This is a genomic window from Burkholderia sp. AU16482, assembly GCF_002223285.1.
GTDB classification, from domain to species: domain Bacteria; phylum Pseudomonadota; class Gammaproteobacteria; order Burkholderiales; family Burkholderiaceae; genus Burkholderia; species Burkholderia semiarida.
On sequence record NZ_NKEY01000003.1, the window covers coordinates 393,904 to 416,321 of the forward strand.

25 protein-coding genes, 1 tRNA gene and 1 pseudogene are annotated in these 22,418 nt (G+C 64.4%); 14 read left to right on the forward strand and 13 right to left on the reverse strand.

The features are described from left to right. Positions 1-40 precede the first annotated feature (40 nt). Positions 41-784, forward strand: coding sequence for a hypothetical protein (locus tag CFB35_RS34120; protein ID WP_143328694.1), 744 nt, complete (start codon positions 41-43; stop codon positions 782-784). 68 nt (positions 785-852) lie between these two features. On the opposite strand, the gene CFB35_RS34125 is transcribed toward CFB35_RS34120, so the two are convergent. Continuing rightward, positions 853-1,332, reverse strand: a complete 480-nt coding sequence (locus CFB35_RS34125; protein WP_143328695.1) for an MltR family transcriptional regulator — start codon at positions 1,330-1,332, stop codon at positions 853-855. A 39-nt stretch (positions 1,333-1,371) separates the two neighbouring features. Further along, a pseudogene (locus CFB35_RS35260) lies at positions 1,372-1,662 on the reverse strand (phage late control D family protein); the annotation flags it as partial. Between the two features lie 183 nt (positions 1,663-1,845). Between CFB35_RS35260 and CFB35_RS04245 the strand changes: the two are divergent. Continuing rightward, a complete protein-coding gene (locus CFB35_RS04245) occupies positions 1,846-2,430 on the forward strand; it encodes a recombinase family protein (RefSeq protein ID WP_059574163.1) in 585 nt (194 codons plus the stop codon). A gap of 20 nt (positions 2,431-2,450) precedes the next feature. Further along, positions 2,451-3,509 carry a hypothetical protein gene (locus CFB35_RS34130; protein WP_143328696.1) on the forward strand — a complete coding sequence of 353 codons (1,059 nt, stop codon included), beginning with the start codon at positions 2,451-2,453 and terminating at the stop codon, positions 3,507-3,509. A 104-nt stretch (positions 3,510-3,613) separates the two neighbouring features. Here CFB35_RS34130 and CFB35_RS04250 read toward each other — a convergent pair whose 3' ends face one another. After that, complete coding sequence (locus CFB35_RS04250) at positions 3,614-4,030, reverse strand: DUF6538 domain-containing protein (protein WP_179231715.1); 417 nt, start codon at positions 4,028-4,030, stop codon at positions 3,614-3,616. 84 nt (positions 4,031-4,114) lie between these two features. Continuing rightward, positions 4,115-4,189: transfer RNA gene (locus tag CFB35_RS04255), tRNA-Gly, on the reverse strand. Positions 4,190-4,448: 259 nt separating this feature from the next. On the opposite strand from CFB35_RS04255, the gene CFB35_RS04260 reads away from it, so the two are divergent. Both CFB35_RS04260 and CFB35_RS04265 read left to right on the forward strand, forming a co-directional pair. Next, positions 4,449-5,543, forward strand: a complete 1,095-nt coding sequence (locus CFB35_RS04260; RefSeq protein ID WP_059574160.1) for a hypothetical protein — start codon at positions 4,449-4,451, stop codon at positions 5,541-5,543. Between the two features lie 44 nt (positions 5,544-5,587). Next, positions 5,588-5,800 carry a hypothetical protein gene (locus tag CFB35_RS04265; protein WP_059574159.1) on the forward strand — a complete coding sequence of 71 codons (213 nt, stop codon included), beginning with the start codon at positions 5,588-5,590 and terminating at the stop codon, positions 5,798-5,800. Between the two features lie 5 nt (positions 5,801-5,805). Here the strand turns inward: CFB35_RS04265 and CFB35_RS04270 are convergent, their stop codons facing one another. Beyond that, a complete protein-coding gene (locus tag CFB35_RS04270) occupies positions 5,806-6,693 on the reverse strand; it encodes an HNH endonuclease signature motif containing protein (RefSeq protein WP_226093716.1) in 888 nt (295 codons plus the stop codon). A gap of 529 nt (positions 6,694-7,222) precedes the next feature. On the opposite strand from CFB35_RS04270, the gene CFB35_RS04280 reads away from it, so the two are divergent. After that, positions 7,223-7,567, forward strand: a complete 345-nt coding sequence (locus tag CFB35_RS04280; RefSeq protein WP_059448122.1) for a cupin domain-containing protein — start codon at positions 7,223-7,225, stop codon at positions 7,565-7,567. Positions 7,568-7,912: 345 nt separating this feature from the next. Beyond that, a complete protein-coding gene (locus tag CFB35_RS04285; RefSeq protein WP_059574157.1) occupies positions 7,913-9,091 on the forward strand; it encodes a mandelate racemase/muconate lactonizing enzyme family protein in 1,179 nt (392 codons plus the stop codon). A gap of 144 nt (positions 9,092-9,235) precedes the next feature. Here the strand turns inward: CFB35_RS04285 and CFB35_RS04290 are convergent, their stop codons facing one another. The 3 genes from CFB35_RS04290 to CFB35_RS04300 all read right to left on the reverse strand — a co-directional run bounded on the left by CFB35_RS04290 (position 9,236) and on the right by CFB35_RS04300 (position 11,274). Further along, the gene (locus CFB35_RS04290; RefSeq protein WP_059574156.1) at positions 9,236-9,778 is read right to left on the reverse strand and encodes a chromate transporter; all 543 of its coding nucleotides are present in this window, start codon (positions 9,776-9,778) and stop codon (positions 9,236-9,238) included. Continuing rightward, positions 9,775-10,386, reverse strand: coding sequence for a chromate transporter (locus tag CFB35_RS04295; RefSeq protein WP_059574155.1), 612 nt, complete (start codon positions 10,384-10,386; stop codon positions 9,775-9,777). Before CFB35_RS04295 ends, CFB35_RS04290 begins: the two co-directional genes overlap by 4 nt. Positions 10,387-10,518: 132 nt before the next feature. Continuing rightward, a complete protein-coding gene (locus CFB35_RS04300) occupies positions 10,519-11,274 on the reverse strand; it encodes a DeoR/GlpR family DNA-binding transcription regulator (protein WP_059574154.1) in 756 nt (251 codons plus the stop codon). A gap of 81 nt (positions 11,275-11,355) precedes the next feature. Here CFB35_RS04300 and CFB35_RS04305 point away from each other — a divergent pair, with 81 nt between their 5' ends. The 3 genes from CFB35_RS04305 to CFB35_RS04315 all read left to right on the forward strand — a co-directional run bounded on the left by CFB35_RS04305 (position 11,356) and on the right by CFB35_RS04315 (position 13,373). After that, positions 11,356-11,955, forward strand: coding sequence for an NUDIX domain-containing protein (locus CFB35_RS04305; protein WP_059574153.1), 600 nt, complete (start codon positions 11,356-11,358; stop codon positions 11,953-11,955). Further along, positions 11,952-12,332 (forward strand): hypothetical protein, encoded by a 381-nt coding sequence (locus tag CFB35_RS04310; RefSeq protein ID WP_059574152.1) that lies wholly within the window; start codon positions 11,952-11,954, stop codon positions 12,330-12,332. Before CFB35_RS04305 ends, CFB35_RS04310 begins: the two co-directional genes overlap by 4 nt. A gap of 174 nt (positions 12,333-12,506) precedes the next feature. Continuing rightward, a complete protein-coding gene (locus CFB35_RS04315; protein WP_089464598.1) occupies positions 12,507-13,373 on the forward strand; it encodes a Sir2 family NAD-dependent protein deacetylase in 867 nt (288 codons plus the stop codon). A gap of 67 nt (positions 13,374-13,440) precedes the next feature. On the opposite strand, the gene CFB35_RS04320 is transcribed toward CFB35_RS04315, so the two are convergent. Further along, positions 13,441-14,652, reverse strand: coding sequence for a S53 family peptidase (locus CFB35_RS04320; RefSeq protein ID WP_089464599.1), 1,212 nt, complete (start codon positions 14,650-14,652; stop codon positions 13,441-13,443). Between the two features lie 415 nt (positions 14,653-15,067). Here CFB35_RS04320 and crcB point away from each other — a divergent pair, with 415 nt between their 5' ends. Both crcB and CFB35_RS04330 read left to right on the forward strand, forming a co-directional pair. After that, on the forward strand, positions 15,068-15,454 hold the full coding sequence (crcB, locus tag CFB35_RS04325) for a fluoride efflux transporter CrcB (RefSeq protein ID WP_059574149.1): 387 nt from the start codon (positions 15,068-15,070) through the stop codon (positions 15,452-15,454). 23 nt (positions 15,455-15,477) lie between these two features. Continuing rightward, entirely contained in the window at positions 15,478-15,828 is a 351-nt protein-coding gene (locus CFB35_RS04330; RefSeq protein WP_059574148.1) for a DUF190 domain-containing protein, read from the forward strand. Positions 15,829-15,843: 15 nt separating this feature from the next. Here CFB35_RS04330 and CFB35_RS04335 read toward each other — a convergent pair whose 3' ends face one another. Together CFB35_RS04335 and CFB35_RS04340 are read right to left on the reverse strand one after the other, a co-directional pair. Then, on the reverse strand, positions 15,844-16,407 hold the full coding sequence (locus tag CFB35_RS04335; protein ID WP_006488584.1) for a YggT family protein: 564 nt from the start codon (positions 16,405-16,407) through the stop codon (positions 15,844-15,846). A gap of 76 nt (positions 16,408-16,483) precedes the next feature. Then, positions 16,484-17,413, reverse strand: coding sequence for a Rossmann-like and DUF2520 domain-containing protein (locus CFB35_RS04340; RefSeq protein WP_059574147.1), 930 nt, complete (start codon positions 17,411-17,413; stop codon positions 16,484-16,486). 514 nt (positions 17,414-17,927) lie between these two features. On the opposite strand from CFB35_RS04340, the gene CFB35_RS04350 reads away from it, so the two are divergent. Then, complete coding sequence (locus CFB35_RS04350) at positions 17,928-18,224, forward strand: hypothetical protein (RefSeq protein ID WP_059574146.1); 297 nt, start codon at positions 17,928-17,930, stop codon at positions 18,222-18,224. A 118-nt stretch (positions 18,225-18,342) separates the two neighbouring features. Here CFB35_RS04350 and CFB35_RS04355 read toward each other — a convergent pair whose 3' ends face one another. Then, complete coding sequence (locus tag CFB35_RS04355; RefSeq protein WP_059574145.1) at positions 18,343-19,011, reverse strand: LysE family translocator; 669 nt, start codon at positions 19,009-19,011, stop codon at positions 18,343-18,345. A 58-nt stretch (positions 19,012-19,069) separates the two neighbouring features. After that, a complete protein-coding gene (locus CFB35_RS04360) occupies positions 19,070-20,626 on the reverse strand; it encodes a UbiD family decarboxylase (protein WP_059574144.1) in 1,557 nt (518 codons plus the stop codon). Between the two features lie 598 nt (positions 20,627-21,224). Between CFB35_RS04360 and CFB35_RS04365 the strand changes: the two genes are divergently transcribed. Continuing rightward, complete coding sequence (locus CFB35_RS04365) at positions 21,225-22,352, forward strand: transglycosylase SLT domain-containing protein (RefSeq protein ID WP_059574143.1); 1,128 nt, start codon at positions 21,225-21,227, stop codon at positions 22,350-22,352. Positions 22,353-22,418: the final 66 nt, after the last annotated feature.

Below are 22,418 nucleotides of genomic sequence, written 5' to 3' on the forward strand. Positions count from 1 at the left end.
CGCTCGCGCCCTTCTAACACGCCACAGAAACGGGGAAACCATGCGGCGCAAGATTCCACGATCGCCAAGAACATTGGCACAACAAGCGAAGTCAGAGACACCGTCAACGCCAGCTCGTTGGGACAACGTTCTTAAAAAAGGACCGTTTCTCGTTTCATTGAGTGGCCTCTTCGTTTCGGCGACGGGATTAATAATCACACTGGCGGTGAACGGCCCGACTCTCCTGAAGAACGGGAAAGACTTCGTTGAGTGGTATCGCATGGACCAAAATGTGAGTGGCCGGTCGACTAACACTAGCGAGGGCGACATTGAACCCCCGGCATGGGCTGTCAGTGACGATGACGCAGTTTTTCTGGACGTCACCGTGCGGGATGGTCAGATTTCCGGATCAGCGGTAAGCAAGCGTGTATGCAAATACAACCTTCACACAGATGTTTTCGTCGAGGGAAGTATTTCTCGTAACGTCGGACACGTTGTTTTCTGGGATTGCATAGCCGGTGAACGACGCACATTCGCTGAGGCAAAAGTGCATGTTAATCGAGCAGCCGGCCTGCTCGACTTTAATGTGGCCGACCAAGCTCCGGGCTTATTTCCAAGCAGATTCCGTCTCGGAAAAAGATCTGACTATGATCCACAACCGAACACCCCGAACACGTCATCGCAGAGTCCGAACGCAGATGCTCGGCTAGAGATAAAAAAATTAGAAGATGCACAGTTTACAGGTTCGTTTTGCGAGGAGTTTCTTGAGAGCGTCAAGCCATCGAAGAAGAATTCGAAGAAGTAGCACCCTCGGATTGAATACGTGCTCGCGCTAATCAATGTTGGCGCTATGAGGCGCGTCGTCGCGAGTCTCTATATTTTCTCTTGTGCAGATTGCATGAGTTTCCAAAAATATCCGCAAATTACGCTGCATGCGAATACGTAAACCTGTCGCGCATGCGCTGCGCTATAGTTTGCAGGTGAGCCTCCGTATGTGGATAGTGAGAGAACCTTTCCTTTTACCTCATCCGATTCGGACGATCCCTCGAACGGATGATGAGCGAAGTGGTTGCGAATCTTCCGAATCAGTTCGATATTCCTGTATAGCTCCTTGTCAATGAACCCGAAGGCATAGGCCACAGCGATACGTTGGGAGGACGTTGCAAGCGGCCCCATTGCGCCAAATAATTTTTCTGCAACCTTTGCATCAACTGTCTTGGACTGAAGGTAAGCGCCCAAATAGTGTTCCAGAAAGCTACCAGCGAATATTGCCGCGCCACGATCTGATTCCTTATTGAAAGCTCCAATCAGGTCGTTGATTTGGTGAAAGTCGATATTTTGAGGGAGCCCCACGTAGTCCTCCTTTAGACTTACGATATCTTACCCTCACCTCTACCTCGCCTTCCGAAAGTGCGGCCGATGCCTATCCGTCGTCGGGTCATCGAGCATTTCTAGCTCCAAATCGGTCACGAATCCGTCGTTCGCGATCCGATGCGTTGCCTTCTTCGCCAACCATGCCGTTTCGTGGATTTCCGGTTTGAGGCCGCTCACCCTGACAGGCGCTTCCGGAAACAAGTCAGTCTTGCCGCGTGCCAGCGAGTAATCGAGCGTTGCCTAGCTGCGCTGCGTGCGTGTGAATTCTCCGTGCGCAGCGGCCCGCGCTTCCGCCTCGGTAGCGTATCCATAGCATGAAATCGCCAATCGATCCAAGTCACGGACATTGTGACTTCGTTTGCCAGCAAACGGCCGGATTCCGGCAGTATCCGAACGTCGCTTCCGCGCCGCCAGAAAATTAGCCCTTGGCTTTCCAGGCACGGCGTCCTACTCTGGCACCAATTTCTGGCGCATGTCATTGGGGGAGCAGCGATGGCGACGTTTGGATACGGTAGGGTCTCGACTGGACAGCAGACGGCAGATAACCAGTTCGTTGAGATCACGCAGGCGGGTTACGAGATCGAACCGGAGTTTTGGTTCGCCGATGAGGGCGTCAGCGGGAAAGTCTGTGCGGAGCAGCGTCCCGCGTTCAAGCGCCTACTCGGGCAGATACGCAGGGGCGAAACGCTGGTCGTGTCGAAGCTGGACCGGCTTGGGCGCGACGCGATCGACGTGTTGCAGACTGTCCGGCATCTGGGCGAGCGTGGCATCAGGGTCATCGTGCTCCAACTCGGGGCGACCGATCTAACGTCACCCGCCGGGAAGCTGCTGCTGTCGATGTTGGCGGCGGTCGCAGAAATGGAGCGAGACTTGCTGGTCGAGCGCACGCAGGCCGGGCTTGCTCGTGCTCGGGCGGAAGGGAAGCGGCTTGGCAGACCGTCCAAAACCACGCCGGAGCAGCGCGCAGAGATTCTACGTAGGCTCGGTCAGGGTGAATCGGTCAGCGCGCTGGCACGAGCGTATTCGGTTTCAAGAGCCAATATCATCAACGTTCGGGCAAGTGCCGTCGCGAATTAACTGGCAAGAAGGAGAGGGAATTGATCGACGACGAGAGCAAAGAACTAAGACAGCGCTTCCAGCGCGATGTTGATGACATTGTTGCGTCGCTAATCAGCTTCGTCGGTCTCAAGCATTCAAAGGACGTCCCGCACCTCAGTGAGGGTCTCTACCGCTGGCTTGATTTTCGTATGAGATACATCGACCCGGTTCCTCGGCGAATCGTTGCATCGAATCGTTTCCCGATGCGGCTCAGTGGAGCCACCGAAACAGGGTTGCGAGCGATCGAGAAACGTATGCTCGGCGGCCGTGACCTGAATCCGTTTCAAGGCAAGAGGCTGATTGGGCTCCATGACACGAGCGCAACGAAGCGCCAGATGAGAACGGATTTGTTGTGGGCAGACTGGGGTATTCATCACTTGCATCTGACCGACGCGCCGGTTTCCGAGGGGGCATCGCTTGCGTCGAGAGACTACTTCACGGAGCGCGGTGATTACTTGCTCTACGTGATGTTTGTTGACGATGCGGCGTGCATTATCGATGTCCGAACACATAGCGAGGAGTTACCGTTCTGCCAGCAATCTCTGATAGAGACGGTTGTGAGAAGCTGGCCCGGACTGCTCCGTCCCCTGTCCGGAACGTTGGCCCGCAGCAACCCATATACGGCTCAAGAAATCGACATGGGGCGTCGCGGTGGGGTGTCTGGGTTCGTGGTTGTAGATGGCGTTGCTTATTACCCGCCCGGGATGGGAGTAACGACTGCGTCAACTGCTACCCGTGTAACTCTAGCCAGAGATGCCTTGCGGAAGGATGTCGATCACTTGGTTCAGATCGTCAGCCATCCAGATGGTCAATTCCAAACTAGCTATCGATCGGGGAAGACCGGTCGAGCCTTCTCTCTTGCGGTTACGGAGCGAGGTCTCGCAGTTTACGAAGCAAGTGCGGATACGGCGTGGGTCTTGGGTGGCGCGGTGGAGCCTGTCGCCGGGCCATATACACGATTAACTCATCGGCTAACGCCGGCATGGTTGCTGAGCGCGATGAAACGAGCCGGAGCGTGGTCCGGCGGTGGCCAGTCAGTCTCCGAGACTCGGGTTTGAACCGCGGGGCGTAAATCTGGTGATGTGCGGCGCGTGGGGCGCGCCGCCATCCTGATTGCATGTCGATTATCCGGTGTTCACCTGCCCTTTGCTGGGGATCCGAATCATCTTCCCATCCCTGTCGAACAGGATGGCGATGTTTGAGGATGTGCCGCCGAGCACCGATGCTTGCGAATACATCCATTGTTGAAGCGTGCTTGCGCGCCGTCGTTGAGCAGTTCGTTCGCCAGCAGCCTCGGCTCCATACCAATGGTCCGCGCAGCGTCCACAATGCGGATCATGCCCGCACCGTCCAGCAGCGGGTTTTCGGCTTTGAGTTTTTCGATGTCTAACGTCATGAAGTGCTCGCGCCAATGAGACTGAATTCGATGGGCGACGAGTTTAGCGGCTTCCCACTCTCGAAGTCGCGTGGACGCATGAATTTCATTCTTGCCGACTGCTGCGCGCAACCGTTTCGGGACGGCGAGCCGGACAACGTAGATGCCGCTAGGGCGACGATAAAGGCAGGAGGTTTGAGCCACCGTAGGACGCCGATGTAGGAGTCTTGCGGAGATGCTCGTGAGGCACACACATAGCCCAGTGGAATCAACGGGCTAGGTGGGGTGTGGAGCGGGCGATGGGAATCGAACCCACGTCATCAGCTTGGGAAGCTGAGGTAATGGCCATTATACGACGCCCGCAGAGCGCATAATTCTACAGGGGTTTGGGTGGGGATGGCAAGTGGGAGGTTTGGGGCGGTGGCAGGGAAACTGGCATCGCTCGATGCTGGAGCGGTGGCGTCGCTGGCAGTGATGCCGATTGGGGATCGGCCTGGAGCGCTCGCTCGACACGCTCGCTTGAATCGTCGGCAATTTCTTTGTCGATACTTCTGATCAAGTGGCGCCAGCGTAAGTCTCGACTGGTAAGCTTTCTGCCCTGTTCACAATCAGTCAAACAACGATGAAGCTTGAGGGAAGAACAGTCTGGCAACAGGCTGCTGGCGATACCAATAGAAATTACGTCAGCTTTTGCCTCGATTGGGATGTAATACTCAACGGACCTGGCTATGCAGGACCCATTCCCGAAGCCGCTGACCGACTTAGAGCTGACGGTTGGTCGTCACGGAAGATTACCGATCTGAAGCGCTTCGCTGTTTCCATGGCTCCGGGCGATATCGTCGTGCTTAGGCTTGGAACAAATGAGGTCCATGGGGTTGGCGAGATAATCGGGCCTTACGAATGGCACGATGAGTTCGGCGATATCGACGGGTGGGACCTGCAACACGTTCGCAGGGTCCGATGGCTCTGGAGGCCTGAGGGCAAGCCAATGCGTTTCGACGCCTATGCGATGAATCAGGGGGACACAACCCAGCAATTGCGGAATGGCCCCGTACTTGATTGGATCAGGTCGCTTGAACTGGTGTCGAATGAGTCGTCTTCTGTGCCCCTGCGAGTATTGCCTGACCAAGCGTCTAGGAAAATCCAGTTGGCCGAGATTTCATCGTTCCTGTTTGACCATGGGGTTGCCAGTGCTTCGATCACGAGTCTCGTGCATGAGATAGACGAACTGTCTCGGATCGGACGCTGGTACAAGCGTTCCCAGAAGCCTTCTGAACATGAGACGGTGGCGTATCTGGTGGTACCGTTGCTGCGTGCCCTTGGCTGGACGCCACAACGGATGGCGATCGAATGGAACCGTGTTGATCTCGCGCTCTTTGAGCGGTTGCCGCGCAGAGATGAAAACCTCTGCGCCGTTGTTGAGGCCAAGAAGATGGACGATTCCTGCCTCTCAGCCATGTCGCAGGCACTCAACTACGCTCAGTCTCGCACCAATTGTCACCGACTGGTAGTGACCGACGGGCTTCGCTACGGGGTCTATACGAGGCCGGGTAAGGGTGTGTTCAGGCTTTTCGCATATTTCAATCTTCTAAGGCTCCGCGGGGACTATCCCGTTTACCAGTGCAAGGGGGCACGTGAGGCCTTGCTTGCCCTTGCTCCAGAGTGGAAGCCGGGTGCCGAGCTCGCAATGATCGAGCCAGTTGAGCGGGTTGTATAGCTGTGGCGTTGTCCTGATCGTCGGATTGCCGGGATAGTCCCAGCATGGACGAAACCCGACACCACAACGATTTCCCGACGTTGACCAATGAGCAGCTTTGCGAGCTGGCTGCGGCGGTGTGTGACGATTTCGGCGGCGACCTCTCGCGAGCAGCTTTCACGGAGAAACTGCTGTGGCTTCTCGAAGACGTTCCAGGGTTCGAGGCGGACCAGGTGGATGCAAGCCTCATATACAGCGGTCGCCCGTCTGAACTCTGACGCTGCTACTCACGTACCAGCTCAGTCACCTTTCCATAGAGCGTTTCTCGGTATGCGCGAGCGTCTTTGGAAAAGTGCAGTCGCCGATGGCAGTTCGGGCAAACGGCGACCGTATTCGTCACCGTATCCGACCCGCCATCCGCGAGCTTGCGGAGGTGATGAACTTCGAGAAACGGACCATTTGCCCCGGAAAATGGCGCGGGTTGGTCGCAAGCCTCACAATTGTCCTTCGCTCGCTTAAGCACCCATGCTTTGACCTTGAGGTCGCGCACGAAGCTGGTGGTCGTTGACGTTGTTGTGCCTGGGGCTTTATTGCCATCGGGCCGTTCCTCTAGAGTCTTGCGAATCTCGGCGATGGTTACGGCTTCGGCAGCCCGAGGCAATTCCTGTCGACCTTCCAACTCGCCGATGATGGCTTCTATCTGTCCGGCAACCCTTACCCCAACATTTGTTGCCGGTGGGAGACCCGGTATCCAATCGCGTCCCATGAGCTCCAGAACGTAGGAGATGTTCCGCATCCTGTATTCGCAAGATTTTTCGGATCGGCCAATTTGCGCGGCGAGATTTCGATAGACCTGTCGTTTCACAACCGGACGAGCGTCTCGGAAACAACGGGCCATGTCGAGGTATGCGGCCACCGAGCCTCTCAATTCGCTTTTGGTCCAATCTGCTTCGAGCTTCGTGGGCGAGCCGTCTTGTTCATCGACGGGACTACCTTTTTCTTTCGGGACGATCTCAAAATCCAGATCTTCGAGTAATCGGTGCCACTTGCCATCTCTGGCACCGGCGAATTCGGATGGAAGCAAATCACCGTTTCCGGCAAGCCTATTCGCAATGGCAGCGATTGCCTTGGGCGGAAAGCGTTCGCGATTGATGACGACGTCGTATCGCACGCTGTCTCGAAATCCTCCATGTCCATGGTCCTTCTTCCATATCCGTGCTGCTCTGAGGACATGATCACGGGTAATCTTTCGAGGTGAATTGGGCATGTTCGAGTTTGTTCGCTGAGCATCGAACCGAAGAAAGATGCTAAGAATTTGAGTTGCTTTGGTCCGAGGAGTGGTCCATCTACCAGACATTGGTCGTTACTTGCGCCGCTTGCTCTTGGTCGGATGCTTTGATTTGAGCATATCAGTGAACTGCTGAACGAAATTCACGACGAGTTCCCGCTCGTTGCTATCCAATCCATCGAGAGTATCTGCAATCATAGCCAGTTGATCGTCCGGCCGTTTCGATCCGCGCTGCAATAGCTGATCTGGGAGTAGTCTAACGCGTCACTGAGCTGCTGGAGCCGATGCAAGGTCGGCATCCTCGTGCCCAATGTCGAAAATAAACGAGTCGGCGTCGGAAGCATACAAGCCCGGGTAAAGCTTTCGAACTAACGTGACAGGTCTTTCATACGATCGTCAGTCTGGAGCCGACATGTCCGATTTCATCACCGTTCTGCGCAAAACCTGCCCGACGCCTGTCGTTGACGCGACCAAGTGGAAGCGCATTGGCGGCGATCCGCACACCGTGAACCTCAACGCGTACGTCTCGAAGGACGGCAGCAAGATCATGGGTACCTGGATCTGCACGCCGGGCAAGTTCGAGGTGAATTACGAAAAATGGGAGTACTGCCACTTCCTCGATGGCTACTGCATCATCACGCCGGAAGGCGAGGAGCCGGTGCACCTGAAAGCCGGCGACGTGTTCGTGATCGAACCCGGCATGAAGGGGACGTGGGAAGTGGTCGAGACGGTGCGCAAGTACTTCGTATTCGCCTGAGTTTGTCTGAGCGGGCCGGTCGATTCTCCCGGCGCGGGCTATTCTCGTCGCCTTATCTTGTCCCGGTGCACGAAGGCAGGAGTGGCGAACGGGAATTCCGCCTCGATCAAGGTGGCCCAGGTTCGAAAACAGCGCGCCGAGCGTGGTTATACGCTCGGTGTTCTGCTATCCGGCTGCAACGCGTGATGACGGCGACGCGCGGTTGTCGATGACGACGCGATAACGCTCGCCGCCGGTCCTGCACGCTAACGCGCAAACCCCTAAGATGCAGCGATCCCGTCCACCGTTTCCGCTGCTGCGCGTGAAGCTTGCGCCTGCGCCGGACGCCTCTCCGGAGCCCCGACCATGCGCATCACCGCGATCCATGAACGCGCGATTCCCGTTTCCCGCTATGCCGATCCGGCGATCCCGTCCGGCGGCCTGTCGACGAGCATCGTCGCGGTCGTCACTGACGTCGTGCGCGACGGCCGCCCGGTGACGGGCTATGGCTACGCGTCGATCGGCCGCTTCGCGCAGAGCGGCCTGATCCGCGAACGGTTCGCGCCGCGTCTGCTGGCTGCTGCCGATACGCTCGCCGACGAAGCTGGCACGAGCCTCGACCCGTTCCGCGCATGGCGCGCGATGATGGCCGGCGAGAAGCCGGGCGGGCACGGTGAACGCTGCGTCGCGGTTGGCACGCTCGACATGGCGATCTGGGACGCCGCCGCGAAGATCGCCGAGCTGCCGCTGCATCGATTTCTCGCCGATCGTCTCCAACGCACGGCAGCACCACGCGTGCGCGTGTACGCGGGCGGCGGCTACCGCTATCCGCACGACGACCTCGCGCGCCTGTCGGACGAGATGCGCCGGATCGTCGATCTCGGCCACACGCACGCGAAGATCAAGATCGGCGGGGTGGATTTCGATCAGGACCGGTGCCGCATCGACGCCGCTGCCGCGCAGTTGGCAGGCCCTTCGCATCTCGCGGTCGACGCGATGAACACGTACGACGCGACGACCGCCCACGACGCGGCCGACATGCTCGCGCCGTTCGACCTCTGGTGGTTCGAGGACATCTGCGATCCGCTCGATCTGCCGCTTCAAGCAGACGTCGCCACGCGATACGCATCGCCGATCGCGGCCGGCGAAGCGCTGTTCTCGCTCGCGGAAGCAAAGCTGCTCGACCGCTATGGCGGCTTGCGCAACGACCGCGACGTGCTGGTGTTCGATCCCGTGCACAGCTACGGGCTGCCGGGCTATCTGCAGATCGTCGATCACTTCGTGTCGCGCGGCTGGCGGCGCGGTGCGTTCTGGCCGCACGGCGGCCATCTGTTCTCGCTGCACGTCGTTGCGGCGCTCGGGCTCGGTGGCGCGGAAGTCAGCCCGTTCGCATTCCATCCGTTCAGCGGGCTTGCCGATAGGGAAATCGTCGATGCGGGACACGCACGCGTGCCGCAGGCGCCGGGTATCGGGTTCGAGTTGCATACCCACGCGCACGACGTACTGCGCGCGGTATCGGAATCGGCGCCGATAGTGGGCCGCTGACACCTACAGCGCGTCGATCGCGTACCGCGGGCATTCCCTGCTCGTTCAGGCTGCTGTCCGAGCGCGCCGGTGTTTCGCGCCGTTCAGGCGTCAGGACGGATCGGCGCCCGGGTGATGTCGCGATGTAAAGGCGATAGCGCCGCGTCACACGCCCCCGAGCACATGCACGCCGACGAGCAGCAGCGCGCCGATCGCGATCAGCAGCAGCGCATGAACACGCGTGTAGATCACGCACAGCGCCGACGCCGCCGCGATCGCCCGGGCGGCCCAGCCGCCGTCGAGCGCCCGCAGCAGCACCCATACCGACGCGAGGATCATGCCGGCCGCGACCGGGCGCAGGCCGGTTTCGAGCGCGATCTGCCAGCGCGCGCCCCGGTGTCGCCGCCATAGATGCGCGACGCCGTAGATCAGGAATGCGGTCGGGCCGAACAGCGCGAGCGTCGCGATCACCGCGCCCCAGAAGCCGGCCACCTGCCAGCCGATCAGCGTCGCCAGCAACGAGCCGGGGCCCGGCGCCATCCGCGCGATCGCGAAGTCGTTCACGAATTGCGTGGCGCTCATCCAGTGATGGACATCGACGACTTGCCGCTGGATGTCCGCGATGACCGCCTGCCCGCCGCCGATCGTCGCGATCGACAGCGGCGCGAATACGCCGAACAGTGCCGCGTAGCGCGCCGATGCGTTCATCGTGTATCGCTCCCGACCGGCGCGGCGGCCGCACGGCGGTATTCGAGCGTGACGCTCAGCGTGCCGCCGATCAGCACGGTCCATACGAGCGGCCAGTGCAGCACGGCGACCGACACGAACGTGAGCGTCGTCACCGCGAACGGCAGCACGCGGCGCGGCAGCCGGCGCACCGCGGTGATCGCCATCGAGATCGACAGCCCGATCGCCGCGGCCGCCGCGCCGGCGAGCGCGACATGCGTGAGCGGGAAGCGCGTGAGGGTCGAGAACGCGACGCCGAACAGCACGATCAGCACGGCCGGCGGCGCGATGATGCCGGTGAAGCCGGCCACCGCGCCGCGCCATCCGGCGAGCCGGTAGCCGATCCAGATCGCGAGGTTCTTCACGTTGACGCCCGGCAACGCTTGCGACAGCGCGAGACCATTGAGGAACGCCTCTTCGTCGAGCCAGCGCCGCTCGTGCACGAAATCGCGCATCATCCGCCCGCTGAGCCCGCCGCCGAAGCTGGTCAGGCCGATCTGCGCGAATGCGATGAACAGGGCAAGGACGCCCGGCGGCGGTGCGTCGCCCGCGGGCGGTGCCGTGGGAGTCGTGGCGAAGGGTGAGGGCATCGGGCGGGTGGCACGTGGCGATCGAGCGATCGCCCATGTTAGCAAGCGGTGCCTGTCAGCACGCTGACATTGGCGCGAAGCCTGCACCATCCCCCTCTCCGCACCGATTCGACGCGGCCGGCCCGACGCGCGCTACGCGCGCACCACCGTCACGCCCGCGGCCTCGATCGGCTTCGTCAGCGCGGCGTCGGTTTCCTTTTCGACGACGATGGTCTGCGCCAGCGTGAGCTCGCCGATCACGAACTGCGACGCCGCGCGCAGTTTCGACTGCGACGCGAGCACGACCGTCTCGGCCGCGCGTTCGGACAGCGCGCGCTTGATCGCCGCCTCCTCGAAATCACCGGTGCTCAGGCCCGCGGCCGGATGGACGCCCGTGACGCCCATGAAGTACAGGTCCGCGTGAATGCGCGCGATGCCTTCCATCGCCGCCGCGCCGACCGCGACGATCGAGTGCTTGTAGAGTCGCCCGCCGATCAGGATCACGTCGATCGACGAATGCGCGGCCAGCGCCACCGCGACGCTCGGGCTGTGCGTGACGATCGTCGCGCGCAGGTCGGCCGGCAACTGGCTGACGAGCAGCGCGGAGGTCGTGCCGCCGTCGACGATCGCCACCTGCCCGGGCGCGATCATCTGCGCGGCTCGCCGTGCGATGCGCCGCTTCTCCGTGGTTTCGAGCGCTTCGCGCTGCGCGAACGGCGCGACGGCCGGCGACGCCGGCAGCGCGCCGCCATGCACGCGCTGCAACCGCCCTTCGGCCGCGAGTTCGCGCAGGTCGCGACGCACCGTGTCTTCGGATACGCCGAATTGCACGCTCAGCTCGGCGGCCAGCACCTGGCCGTCGCGCGCGAGCGCGTCGAGGATCGCCTTCTTGCGTTGCGTCGTCAGCATCGTGTTTGCACGAAAATTCTTGAAATTGCACGAATATGCACGTTACCATGGGCGCCGTCCTTTGTCGAACCGGAGGCTGCGATGGCTGCAACGCGGGAGCGGGTCCGCATCGTCGATACGACGGTGCTGTCCGACGACTGGTATGTGCTGAGGAAGGTGACGTTCGATTTCCTGCGCCGCGACGGGACGTGGCAGCGCCTGAGCCGCGAGACCTACGATCGCGGCAACGGCGCGACGATCCTGCTGCGTCATGCCGAGACGGGCGACGTGCTGCTGACGCGGCAGTTCCGGATGCCGGCGTTCGTGAGCGGGCACGATGGCATGCTGCTCGAAGCGGCCGCCGGGCTGCTCGACGACGAAACGCCCGAAGCGCGCATCCGCGCGGAGGCCGAGGAGGAGACCGGCTATCGCGTGCGCGGCGTGCGCAAGGTGTTCGAGGCGTTCATGAGCCCGGGCTCCGTGACGGAGAAGCTGCATTTCTTCGTCGGCGAATACGATGCGTCGCTGCGCACGGGCGCGGGCGGCGGCGTCGCGGAAGAGGGCGAGGATCTCGAGGTCGTCGAGATGCCGCTGCAGGCGGCGCTGGACGCGGTCGAGCGCGGCGAGATCGTCGACGCGAAGACGATCATGCTGCTCCAGTACGTCGCGCTGCGGGAAACCGCGGGCGTGCGCGCCGCATGACGCCGCGGCTCGTGCTGGTCGCCGGCCCCTATCGCAGCGGCACGGACGGCGACCCGGCGCGCATCGCCGCGAACCTGCACCGGCTGGAAGCGGCGGCGCTCGCCGTGTATCGCCGCGGGCACGTGCCGATGATCGGCGAATGGGTGTCGCTCCCGCTCGCCGCCGCGGCCGGGTCGACGCAACTGGGCGACGCGATCGGCGAAACCTTCCTGTATCCGGCCGCGCACCGGCTGCTGCGACGCTGCGATGCGGTGCTGCGCATCGACGGTGCGTCGCGCGGGGCGGATGCGGACGTGGCGCTTGCGCGGCAACTCGGCAAGCCGGTCTATTTCGCGGTCGACGAGATTCCGGCTGGGCAGGACGATTCGGGTCACTAAGCAAGCATGGGCGCCGCGTCGCGGTATCGGCGGTGCGGACGGTCGGTATTCGCACTGTCGGAAGCCGCACGCGCGCCGCGCCACGCAGTTGCGTTGCCGATGCGGCGCGACGCCCGAACCGGCGTATGATCGCGACGCCACTCGCGCAACGTTCGACGCCACCGCTTCTCCATCATGCCGCCTTCCGATCCCGCTGATCCCGCCGATTCCATCGCGCCGCTTCCCGCCGATCTCGTCGCGTCCGCCGTCGACGCGCTCGCGCGTGCCGACGCCTTGCTCGTCACGGCCGGCGCCGGCATCGGCGTCGATTCCGGGCTGCCCGATTTTCGCGGCACGGACGGCTTCTGGCGCGCGTATCCGGCGCTGCGCCACGAGCGTTTCGAATTCCACGAAATCGCGTCGCCGCACGCATTTCGTGCGCGTGCGCCGCTCGCATGGGGATTCTACGGGCATCGTCTCGCGCTCTATCGCGCGACGACGCCGCACGCGGGCTTCGCGATCCTGCGCCGCTGGATCGACGCGATGCCGAACGGCGGCTTCGTGCTGACGAGCAACGTCGACGGCCAGTTCCAGAAAGCCGGCTTCGAGCCGGCACGCATCGTCGAGATCCACGGCTCGATTCATGCGATGCAATGCCTGCGCCCGTGCACGGACGCGACGTGGGACGCGGCGCCGTTCGTGCCGGAAGTCGACGAAGCGACGTGCCGCCTGGTTGGCGACATGCCGCGCTGCCCGCACTGCGGCGGTCTCGCGCGGCCGAACATCCTGATGTTCGGCGACACCGGCTGGCTCGGTGCGCGCTACGACGCGCAGGAGCGCGCGCTGGAAGACTGGATCGCGCAGGCCGGGCGCGTGGTGGTCGTCGAGATCGGCGCGGGCACCGCGATTCCGACCGTGCGTCTGCTGAGCGAACGGCTCGGCGCCGACGTGATCCGCATCAACGCGCGCGAGGCGCATGCGCGCCGGGCGGACGTGATCGGGCTGAAGGGCGGTGCGCTGGCGACGCTGAACGTGCTCGACCGCGCATGGCGCGGCGGCTGAGCCCCGCGCTTCGCGCCGACCTGCGCCGAAGCCGCGTGATGGCGGCCGCGCGACTACGGCCGCGCGACTACGGCCGCGCGACGAGCGCCTGCACGAGCGCCGGCGCGATCGGTGAACCGAGGCCCGTCACGTAGTCGTAGCCGCCCGCCGCGTTGCAGATGCTGCCGCAATTGCCGTTGGACCCGGTCGTCACGTCGTGAAAGTCGCTGCCGTACGCGGTTTTGCCGACCGTATAGAGCGTGTCGTAGGTGCCGCTCAACGCTTTCTTGCCGGCCGCCGCGCGCAGCGAATTCGCGATCGCGACGAGCGCCGCCCATTGCGGCGCACCGGCGCTCGTGCCGCCGACCTGGAACCAGCCGGCCTGCCCCTGATAGGCGACCGAGTCGTACACCGCGAAACCGCTGGACGGATTCGCGTCGTAGCTGACGTCGGGCACGCCGCGCTTGCCGGCCACCGGAACCGGCCATGCGGTCTGGCCGGCCGGCTCGGCTTCGATGCCGCTCACGCCGCCGCCGCTGCCGCTCCATGCCGCCTCGCCGATGTAGTTGCCGGCCGTATCGGACGACAGCGTCGTGCCGCCGACGGACACCACATAAGGCGACGCGGCCGGGTATTCGGTGCCGGTGCCGCTGTCGCCGGACGACGCGACGAACGTGACGCCGGGTGCGTTGAAATGGCTGTCGAAGCCGGTCTCGCTGCTGAATTCATTGCCGCCGAAGCTCATCGACACGACCGACGCGCCGCGCTTGACCGCGACGTCGACCGCGGCCAGCAGGTCGTTGAAGCTGGCCGACGCGGCTTCGACGAGCAGGATCTTCGCCTTCGGCGCGATCGCGTGGACCCATTCGACGTCGAGCGAGATTTCGAGCGCCCAGCCTGAATCGGTCCTGGGCCGCCCACCGCGTGCGTACACCTTGGTGAAACAGCCGTTCGACGACGTGCAGGCCGGCAGCGAGAACGCATTGCTGAACACGCCGAGATCGGATTCGATCTTCGGGTGGTCGTACGCGTCGACGATCGCGACGACCATCCCGTCGCCCTGGTTCGCGATCGTGTCGAATCCGTATGCACGCCGCGTGAGCGCCGGCGTGAGGCCGGCGATCGCGGCCGTGCTCGCGCGCGACTTCGTGTGGAACGGCGGCCGGGCAAATCCGTTCGGTGCGCGGTGGCCTTCGACGTAGGATGGCGGCCCGTTGCCGTCGGCGAGCGCACCGCCGGACGCGAGCAGCGACGCGCACAGCGCCGGAATCAACATGGACGACAGGCGGATATCGTTCATTTTTCGAGTCTCCATGTCGATGGAGTGGGGTGGCGAAACGATTTTACGAAATCGACGGCGGTAATTGCATCGAATATCGGCCGGATACGGGAATGTCTGATAAGGGAAAGTACGTGGAGCCCACGTAGGACGGGCATTTCACAGGGTTGGTCCGAGCGGGATCGAACGGTTTTATCGGTTTTTAAAAAGCTGATAAATAATTGGCCGATTCAGAATCGATTTGTCATGTCGGATGAAATTGCCTGGTAAATGTTCGCCGCGGCGCGCGGGTGGAAATCGTGAAAGGCATCATGCGCTCGCGACGCGATCCGATGCCTGCCGGCCCGGTTCGTCGGCATTGCCGGTGTGGCGCGATTACGCATACAGTTCAGCGTAGGCCGCGTGCGCCGCGCGGCGCCGTCACTGAGGGGTGCCCTTGTTCTATTCGATCGTCGCGATCTTCGTCGGCGCCGGCCTCGGCGCGTTGCTGCGCTGGTTCCTGAGCCTCGCGCTCAACGCCTGTTTTCCCGCGGTGCCGCTCGGCACGCTCGCGTCGAACCTGATCGGCGGCTACGTGATCGGCGTGGCCGCCGTCGTGTTCACGGTCCGCGTCGGGTTGCCGCCCGAGTGGCGGCTGTTCGTGATCACCGGTTTTCTCGGTGGCCTCACGACGTTCTCGACCTATTCGGTCGAAGTGATGACGCACGCGCTCGAGGGCGAATTCGGATGGGCGTTGGCGGTGGCTGCCCTACACTTGACTGGATCGTTCGCGCTGACGGCGCTCGGCATGTGGACCGCGCGCGCGTGGCTCGCGGCGGCCTGAGCGGGCCGCCATCGGAGGGAGCGATGGACAGGGTCTTGTTGCGCTTCTACGTGCACGAGCAGCATCGGCTGCACTGGAAGCCGCTGTGGGAGTGGCTATTGGAAGAGGCGAACCGGATGGGGGTCGCGGGCGGGTCCGCGTTTCGCGCGATGGCCGGTTTCGGCCAGCATCGCGTGCTGCACGAGGATCGCTTCTTCGAACTGCAGGGTTCGCTCGCGATCGAGGTCGAATTCGTCGTCACCGAGGACGAGGCGCAGCGGCTGCTCGAGCGGCTGTCGCGCGAGAAAGTGCGCGCGTGCTACGCGATGATGCCCGCGCGGTTCGGCGTGATCGACACGCTCGGCGCACCGCCGGCGCAGGGGCCGGCGGCGTAGGCCCATCGCGCCGGATCAGATGCCGAACATCGTCAGCGACACGGCGGCGCGCGTGACGATCATCAGCAGCACCTGCACGATCACGAACAGCAGGATCGGCGACAGGTCGATGCCGCCGAGGTTCGGGATCACGCGGCGCAGCGGGTTCAGGAACGGCGCCGTGAGCTGGTAGAGGATCGGCATCGCCGGCGAGCGCGGGTTGAGCCACGACAGCAGCGCCATCAGGATCGTCATCCAGATCACGAGGTTGAGCGCCCACTTCACGACGGTGAGCAGCGCGACCACGACGAGCGTCGCGATCACGGCGGCCGGATCGAAGCCGGCCATGACGACCATCAACACGACGTAGACGAGCGCGGTGAGCAGCGCGGCGACGACGCTGGCCCAGTCGATGCCGCGTACGCCCGCGATCACGCGGCGCAGCGGCAGCACGAGCCAGTTGGTCGCCTGCAGCACGGCTTGCGTGACGGGGTTGTACGGCGGCACGCGGACGGCCTGCATCCAGACGCGCAGAATCAGCGCGGCGCCGAATAGCGTGAAGACGGTATTGAGCAGAAAACGGGCGATCTCGCCGAACATCGTTGGCATCCTTTTTATTACAGTCAGTAGCGTGCGGCCGCCAACGCCGGTTGGCGGCGCATCGGCCGACACCTTATCACGCCTCGTCTCGCGGCGGGGAGGGGTGCGCGGCCACGCGCGCGAGCGACGTTTCGACGGCTTCGGCCAGCGCCGGCAGCGATGCCGGCGGCGCCGCGCGCTTCGCCGCGAGTGCGATCGCGCGGCGCGTGAGCAGCGCATACAGCGCCGCGTGATCGCCGCCGCGCGCCTCGAGCAGCGCGAGCTGGCGCTCGACGATGCCCGTGTCGCCGCGCGATACCGGGCCGGCCAGCGCATTCGCGAGCCCCTTGTCGCGCGCGGTCTCGATCGTGCCGGCGAGCATCGGCAACAGCGCGCGCAGCGCGGCGTCCTCGTCGAAACCGAGGCCGCGCCACAGCTCGACCGCTTCCGACAGCCCGCACAGCGCGAAGCTCGCCGCGTAGTGGGCGGCCGCGTGATACAGCATCCGGCCGCCGGCCGGAATCGACAGCGGATGGCAGCCGAGTGCGGCGGCAAGTCGCAGCAGCGTCGCGTGCAGCGCACCTTCCGCTTCGATCGTGACCGAGCAGCCGTCGATGCGCGCGAGGTCGGCGTCGGTGCCGCCGAACAGATAGAGCGGATGGAAGCCGCCTGTGGCCGCGCCTTGCTGCTTCGCCGGATCGAGCAGCGTGACCGCCGACGCGCCGCTGCAATGGACGACCGCCTGGCCGGCGGCGCGCGATGGGTCGAAGCGCAGCGCCGCGGCGCTCGACGCGAGATGATCGTCGGGTGTCGTCACGAAGATCAGGTCGGCGGCGTCGGCCACCTGCTGCGGCGTGTCGACCGCGCGGCAGCCGTCGATGCGTGCGGCGAGGCCGGCGGCCGACGCAGGCGTGCGGCTCGCGATCGCGACGACCGGGAAGCCGGCCTGCGCGAAGCGCTGCGCGATACAGCGCGCGAGGCGGCCGGCGCCGATGAAGCCGAGGCGGGGTGTGTCGGGAAGCGGCATGGCAGCGGCGGTAAGCAAAAACGAGGCAGCCGCCAGTATCGCAGGAATGATGCCGGTGCCGTGGAAGGCCGGTTGCGGAGCCGCCGCACGTATGAATGACCGACAGGCGGCGCGATTCGGGCCGGCCGACGCTCGGAATGACGACCGCATCAGGATCGTGGAATCCGACCCCGAAACACCGCGTGCCCGTATCCCGCTTGAAATGTCGGCATCTCGTCTTTAATTTGTAATCGTTCATTACGTACGCGCGCCCCGTGCCCGCGACGGATCCGGTAAGACTGACCGGTCGTTGTGTGGCGACCCGTCTCCTCGGACGGAATCGCGCGACCTGCAAGGGGCGCCGCCCGCGCCGGGTATCGCGCCGCACGGCGGCTCCGGCCGCGTGCGATTGCAATTTGCAACAAATGCCCGATACGCGCGGGGCGGGTTTTCGCTACATTGCTTCCATGCGACGTGCATGCCCGCCGTTGCCGACAGGGAGCGCCTAAAATACCGCTCCAGCAGGAGAATCGAAGTGAAAAAGCTCATTCCGTTCATCGCCGCCGCCGCGCTGGGCCTGGGTGCCGCAAGCGCCGCGCAGGCTCACGTGTCGATCGGGGTCGGCATCGGTGTCCCGGTCGCGCCCGCTTATCCCGTCTATGCACCGCCGCCGCCTGTGTATTACGCGCCGCCGCCTCCGCCCGTCTACTACGCGCCGGCGCCGGCCTACTATGCGCCGCCGCCCGCCGTGGTCGTCGGCGGCTACTACGGTCGCCCGTACTGGCGCCACGGTTATGGCGGCTGGGGCCATCACGGCTACTGGCGTCGCTGATTCGCCCCGCGCGGCCTGACCGCGCATGGCAAAACGGCGCAACGTCCCGCGAGGGGCGCTGCGCCGTTTTTCATTGGGGCCGCCGTTACGTGCGTGGCTGCGCGCAGCGCGGCCGCGATTACGCCGCGTGCACGATCAGGTCGCGGTAGCCGCCGACGATCACGCTGTACGAGAAGTACGCGAACAGTAGCGCCGACGCGACATGGCAGGCCCGCATCAGCCCGGCGCCCGCGCGCTTGCGGCCCTGGCTCGCGAGCGTGCACATGAAGAGCGTCCACGCGAGGCCGCCGAGGAAAAAGCCCGTCAGGAACACCGACGCGGTGGCGGGGGTGGTCGCGCCGGCTTTCGCGATCAGCGCGCCGCCGACCGCCGCGAACCACAGGATCGCGCTCGGCGACGACATCGCGAGCAGCATCCCGCGCATGAAACTGCGCCGCGCGCTCGCCCGCGGCGGAAGCGGGGCGTCCGCATCGTCGTCGGCCGCCTTGGCGGGCGTGAGCGCTTCACGCGCCATCTTCCACGTGAGGAACAGCAGCACCGCGCCGCCGCCGATCCATACGATCCAGCGCACGGGTTCGAACTGCAGCAGTACGGCCATTCCCGCGAGCGCGAGCGCCGCGTAGACGAGATCGCCGACGCACGATCCGACGCCGAGCCAGAAGCCCGGCCGGAAGCCGTGCGACAGCGTCAGCGACAGCATCGCGACGTTGACGAGGCCGATGTCGAGACACAGCGACAGCGACAGAAAGAATCCGTCGGACAGCATGGAGGCGGGTGGAAAGCTCATCTTCTGGGTGCGTGCGACGATTGCGATGCGCGGGCCGGCGGGCGCCGGCCGCGTGGCGTCAGAGGCCGATCTCCTGCCACAGCCGGTCGACGCGGGCCTTCACGGCCGCATCCATCTCGATCGGGCGGCCCCATTCGCGGCTGGTTTCGCCGGGCCACTTGTTGGTCGCGTCGAGCCCCATCTTCGAGCCGAGTCCGGCCACCGGCGACGCGAAGTCCAGATAGTCGATCGGCGTGCTGTCCACCATCACCGTGTCGCGTACGGGGTCGACGCGCGTCGTGATCGCCCAGATCACTTCCTTCCAGTCGCGGATGTTCACGTCCTCGTCGACGACCACGATGAACTTCGTATACATGAACTGCCGCAGGAAGCTCCACACGCCGAACATCACGCGTTTCGCGTGGCCCGCGTAGCTCTTCTTCATCTGGACGATGGCCATCCGGTAGCTGCAGCCTTCGGGGGGCAGGTAGAAGTCGGTGATTTCCGTGAACTGCTTCTGCAGCAGCGGCACGAACACCTCGTTGAGCGCGACGCCGAGCACCGCGGGCTCGTCGGGCGGCTTGCCCGTGTAGGTCGAGTGGTAGATCGCGTCGCGACGCATCGTGATGCGCTCGACGGTGAACACCGGAAACCACTCCTGCTCGTTGTAATAGCCGGTGTGGTCGCCGTACGGCCCTTCGAGCGCGTGCTCGTACGCGGCCGCCGCATTACCGGCCGGCCGCGGCGGTGCGCCGGCCGGAGCGGGGGCAGGGGCGCCTTCCTGCGGATGAATGAAGCCTTCGAGCACGATCTCCGCGCGCGCCGGCACCTGCAGCGTGTCGACGCCCGGCGTCAGGCACTTCGCGAGCTCCGTGCGGCTGCCGCGCAGCAGGCCGGCGAACTGATACTCGGACAGCGAATCGGGCACGGGCGTCACCGCGCCGAGCGTCGTGGCCGGATCGGCGCCGAGCACGACCGCGACCGGATACGGCTTGCCGGGATTGCGCAGCGCGAACTCGCGGAAGTCGAGCGCGCCGCCGCGATGCGCGAGCCAGCGCATGATCAGCTTGTTGCGGCCGATCAGCTGCTGGCGGTAGATGCCGAGGTTCTGGCGCGCCTTGTTCGGCCCGCGCGTGACCGTCAGGCCCCACGTGACGAGGGGCCCCGCATCGCCAGGCCAGCAGGTCTGGATCGGCAGCTTGTTCAGGTCGACGTCGGCGCCTTCCCAGACGATCTCCTGGCACGGCGGCGACGACACCGACTTCGGCGCCATGTCCCACACCGCCTTCGCGAGCGACAGCAGCTTGCCGGCGTCCTTCAGGCTCTTCGGCGGATCGGGTTCCTTCAGCGCGGACAGCAGGCGTCCGAGATCGCGCAACGAAGCGAGCGCGGCATCGTCGCCCGCATCGACGCCCATCCCGAGCGCGACGCGGCGCGGCGTGCCGAACAGGTTGCCGAGCACCGGGAATGCATTGCCGGGCGGCGCGTTGAACAGCAGCGCCGGGCCGCCGGCGCGCAGCACGCGGTCGCACAGCTCGGTCATTTCGAGCACGGGCGACACGGGCTGCGTGACGCGCCGCAGTTCGCCGAGCGCCTCGAGGCGCTGAATGAAATCGCGTAAGTCTTTGTATTTCATGAAGAAGGTCCGGGCCACCCGCGGGGACGGGCGGCGATGAGAGGGCGCGGCGGCCGGCTGCGACCCCGAATCGACCGACGATTTTACCCGGGCAGCCGCCCGGACGCCCGGCGCGGAAAAAAGTCGACCGCGCGCAAACCCCTACGGCACGGGGCTTGCGTTCTGAAGAGCGGTTTTAAATTACTTTTTGTTATCATTTTGAGTTTTTATAGTGTTGACGATCTATAAAACCCTGCTAGAATCCGCTCACATTGGTTGCAGGGTAAAAGGCTTCGAGCCGCCAATCACCGATCTTTGACGCAGCGCGTCACCGTCCGCCGAATCCTGCACGGCGTCTTCGACGGCCTTTGTCGTAGTCCCAGCCAGCGCCACCAGACGCTGGTTTTTTGCGTGGGTGCCACCGCGTATGCCCGTCTCGCCCAGTGTGTGCGAAGGCGCCGGCCTTCTTACACCGTGGCCTCGAACGGTACTTATACCGTTTCCCCGATGCTTGCGCGTCCCAACCAAGGCGTGCGGCGTCGTGATTCCGCGGCGCGTTTTCTGTCTCGCCTTCGAGCTGAGCGAGCCGCACGAGTCATGTTCATGGGAGATGATCTGAATGAACGCTTGGTTATCGTGGCGTCCCACTGAGCAGCATGCGCAAATCGTGCGCAACTTGCTGCGTCGCGGGACGCGTGTCAGTCACCATCTATTCAGCGTTGTCGGCTGTTTCGCTGTCGCGGTTGCGCTTGCACTGTGGCTGCTGCCAACCGTCCGCGGCACGCTCGCCGCGAAGCTGATGCCGGTCGTATCCGCGGCCGTGCAGGCCGGCCCGGCCCGTCTGCTGTCCGGCCATCCGCTGCCGAACTTCGCGCCTGCCGGTGCGCAGCCGCAGCAGGAAGACAATCCCGAAACGGATACGCTTGCGGTCGGCCTCGATGTCGCACCGGAAGCTGCCGCGCAGGGCGCCCAGGGCGATGCGTCCGATCCGGCCCGCACCGGCCCGTCGCCGGTCGCGCTGGCCAAGCTGATTCCGATTCAGCGGGTGGCGGCCGATGCGCGCGACGATCGCGCGCTCGCGTCGAACCGCGAACAGGCGCTCGTCGCCACCTACCTGTCGCGCCGTTACCGCGTCGCGCAGGAGCCGCTCGGTCAGCTCGTCAAGGCGGCGTTCCAGACCGGCCGCGACGTCGGCCTCGATCCGCTGCTGCTGCTGTCCGTGATGGCGATCGAATCCGGCTTCAACCCGTACGCCGAAAGCGGCGTCGGCGCGAAGGGCCTGATGCAGGTCATGTCGAAGGTCCACTCCGACAAATTCGAGTACTTCGGCGGTACCGACACCGCGCTGCAGCCGCTCGCGAACCTGCAGGTCGGCGCGCTGGTGCTGAAGGACTGCATCGCGCGCGGCGGCTCGCTCGCGAACGGCCTGCGTCTGTACAACGGCTCGACGAACCCCGACGACAATGGCTACGGCTCGAAGGTGATGGCCGAGCGCGCCCGCCTGCGCGACGTCGCGCGTGGCCGCAACGTGCCGATCAATGCGCCGCAGGCGCCTGCGCAGCCCGCGAAGCCGATCGTCACCGCCGCTGCCGTGACGGCCGCGGCAGGCGGCGCGAAGCGCGTACATGCGACGCTCGACGGCACGACGTCGGTCAAGGCGGCGCCGAAGGAAGCGGCTTCGCAGGACGACGCGAGCGTCGATACCGCGAAGCAGTCGCGCGGCGATCATTCGGAGCTCGGCGCGTAACGCGTCACGCCCGCCGTGCGGCTGCGGCCGGCAGGACATGAAAAAGGCACCCGGGTGCCTTTTCGT

Coding starts and splice junctions, on each gene's coding strand:
- CFB35_RS34120 (WP_143328694.1), top strand. CDS start 41: ATGCGGCGCAAGATTCCACGATCGCCAAGAACATTGGCACAACAAGCG.
- CFB35_RS04245 (WP_059574163.1), top strand. CDS start 1,846: ATGGCGACGTTTGGATACGGTAGGGTCTCGACTGGACAGCAGACGGCA.
- CFB35_RS04260 (WP_059574160.1), top strand. CDS start 4,449: ATGAAGCTTGAGGGAAGAACAGTCTGGCAACAGGCTGCTGGCGATACC.
- CFB35_RS04265 (WP_059574159.1), top strand. CDS start 5,588: ATGGACGAAACCCGACACCACAACGATTTCCCGACGTTGACCAATGAG.
- CFB35_RS04280 (WP_059448122.1), top strand. CDS start 7,223: ATGTCCGATTTCATCACCGTTCTGCGCAAAACCTGCCCGACGCCTGTC.
- CFB35_RS04285 (WP_059574157.1), top strand. CDS start 7,913: ATGCGCATCACCGCGATCCATGAACGCGCGATTCCCGTTTCCCGCTAT.
- CFB35_RS04290 (WP_059574156.1), bottom strand. CDS start 9,778: ATGAACGCATCGGCGCGCTACGCGGCACTGTTCGGCGTATTCGCGCCG.
- CFB35_RS04295 (WP_059574155.1), bottom strand. CDS start 10,386: ATGCCCTCACCCTTCGCCACGACTCCCACGGCACCGCCCGCGGGCGAC.
- CFB35_RS04300 (WP_059574154.1), bottom strand. CDS start 11,274: ATGCTGACGACGCAACGCAAGAAGGCGATCCTCGACGCGCTCGCGCGC.
- CFB35_RS04305 (WP_059574153.1), top strand. CDS start 11,356: ATGGCTGCAACGCGGGAGCGGGTCCGCATCGTCGATACGACGGTGCTG.
- CFB35_RS04310 (WP_059574152.1), top strand. CDS start 11,952: ATGACGCCGCGGCTCGTGCTGGTCGCCGGCCCCTATCGCAGCGGCACG.
- CFB35_RS04315 (WP_089464598.1), top strand. CDS start 12,507: ATGCCGCCTTCCGATCCCGCTGATCCCGCCGATTCCATCGCGCCGCTT.
- CFB35_RS04320 (WP_089464599.1), bottom strand. CDS start 14,652: ATGAACGATATCCGCCTGTCGTCCATGTTGATTCCGGCGCTGTGCGCG.
- CFB35_RS04330 (WP_059574148.1), top strand. CDS start 15,478: ATGGACAGGGTCTTGTTGCGCTTCTACGTGCACGAGCAGCATCGGCTG.
- CFB35_RS04335 (WP_006488584.1), bottom strand. CDS start 16,407: ATGTTCGGCGAGATCGCCCGTTTTCTGCTCAATACCGTCTTCACGCTA.
- CFB35_RS04340 (WP_059574147.1), bottom strand. CDS start 17,413: ATGCCGCTTCCCGACACACCCCGCCTCGGCTTCATCGGCGCCGGCCGC.
- CFB35_RS04355 (WP_059574145.1), bottom strand. CDS start 19,011: ATGAGCTTTCCACCCGCCTCCATGCTGTCCGACGGATTCTTTCTGTCG.
- CFB35_RS04360 (WP_059574144.1), bottom strand. CDS start 20,626: ATGAAATACAAAGACTTACGCGATTTCATTCAGCGCCTCGAGGCGCTC.
- CFB35_RS04365 (WP_059574143.1), top strand. CDS start 21,225: ATGAACGCTTGGTTATCGTGGCGTCCCACTGAGCAGCATGCGCAAATC.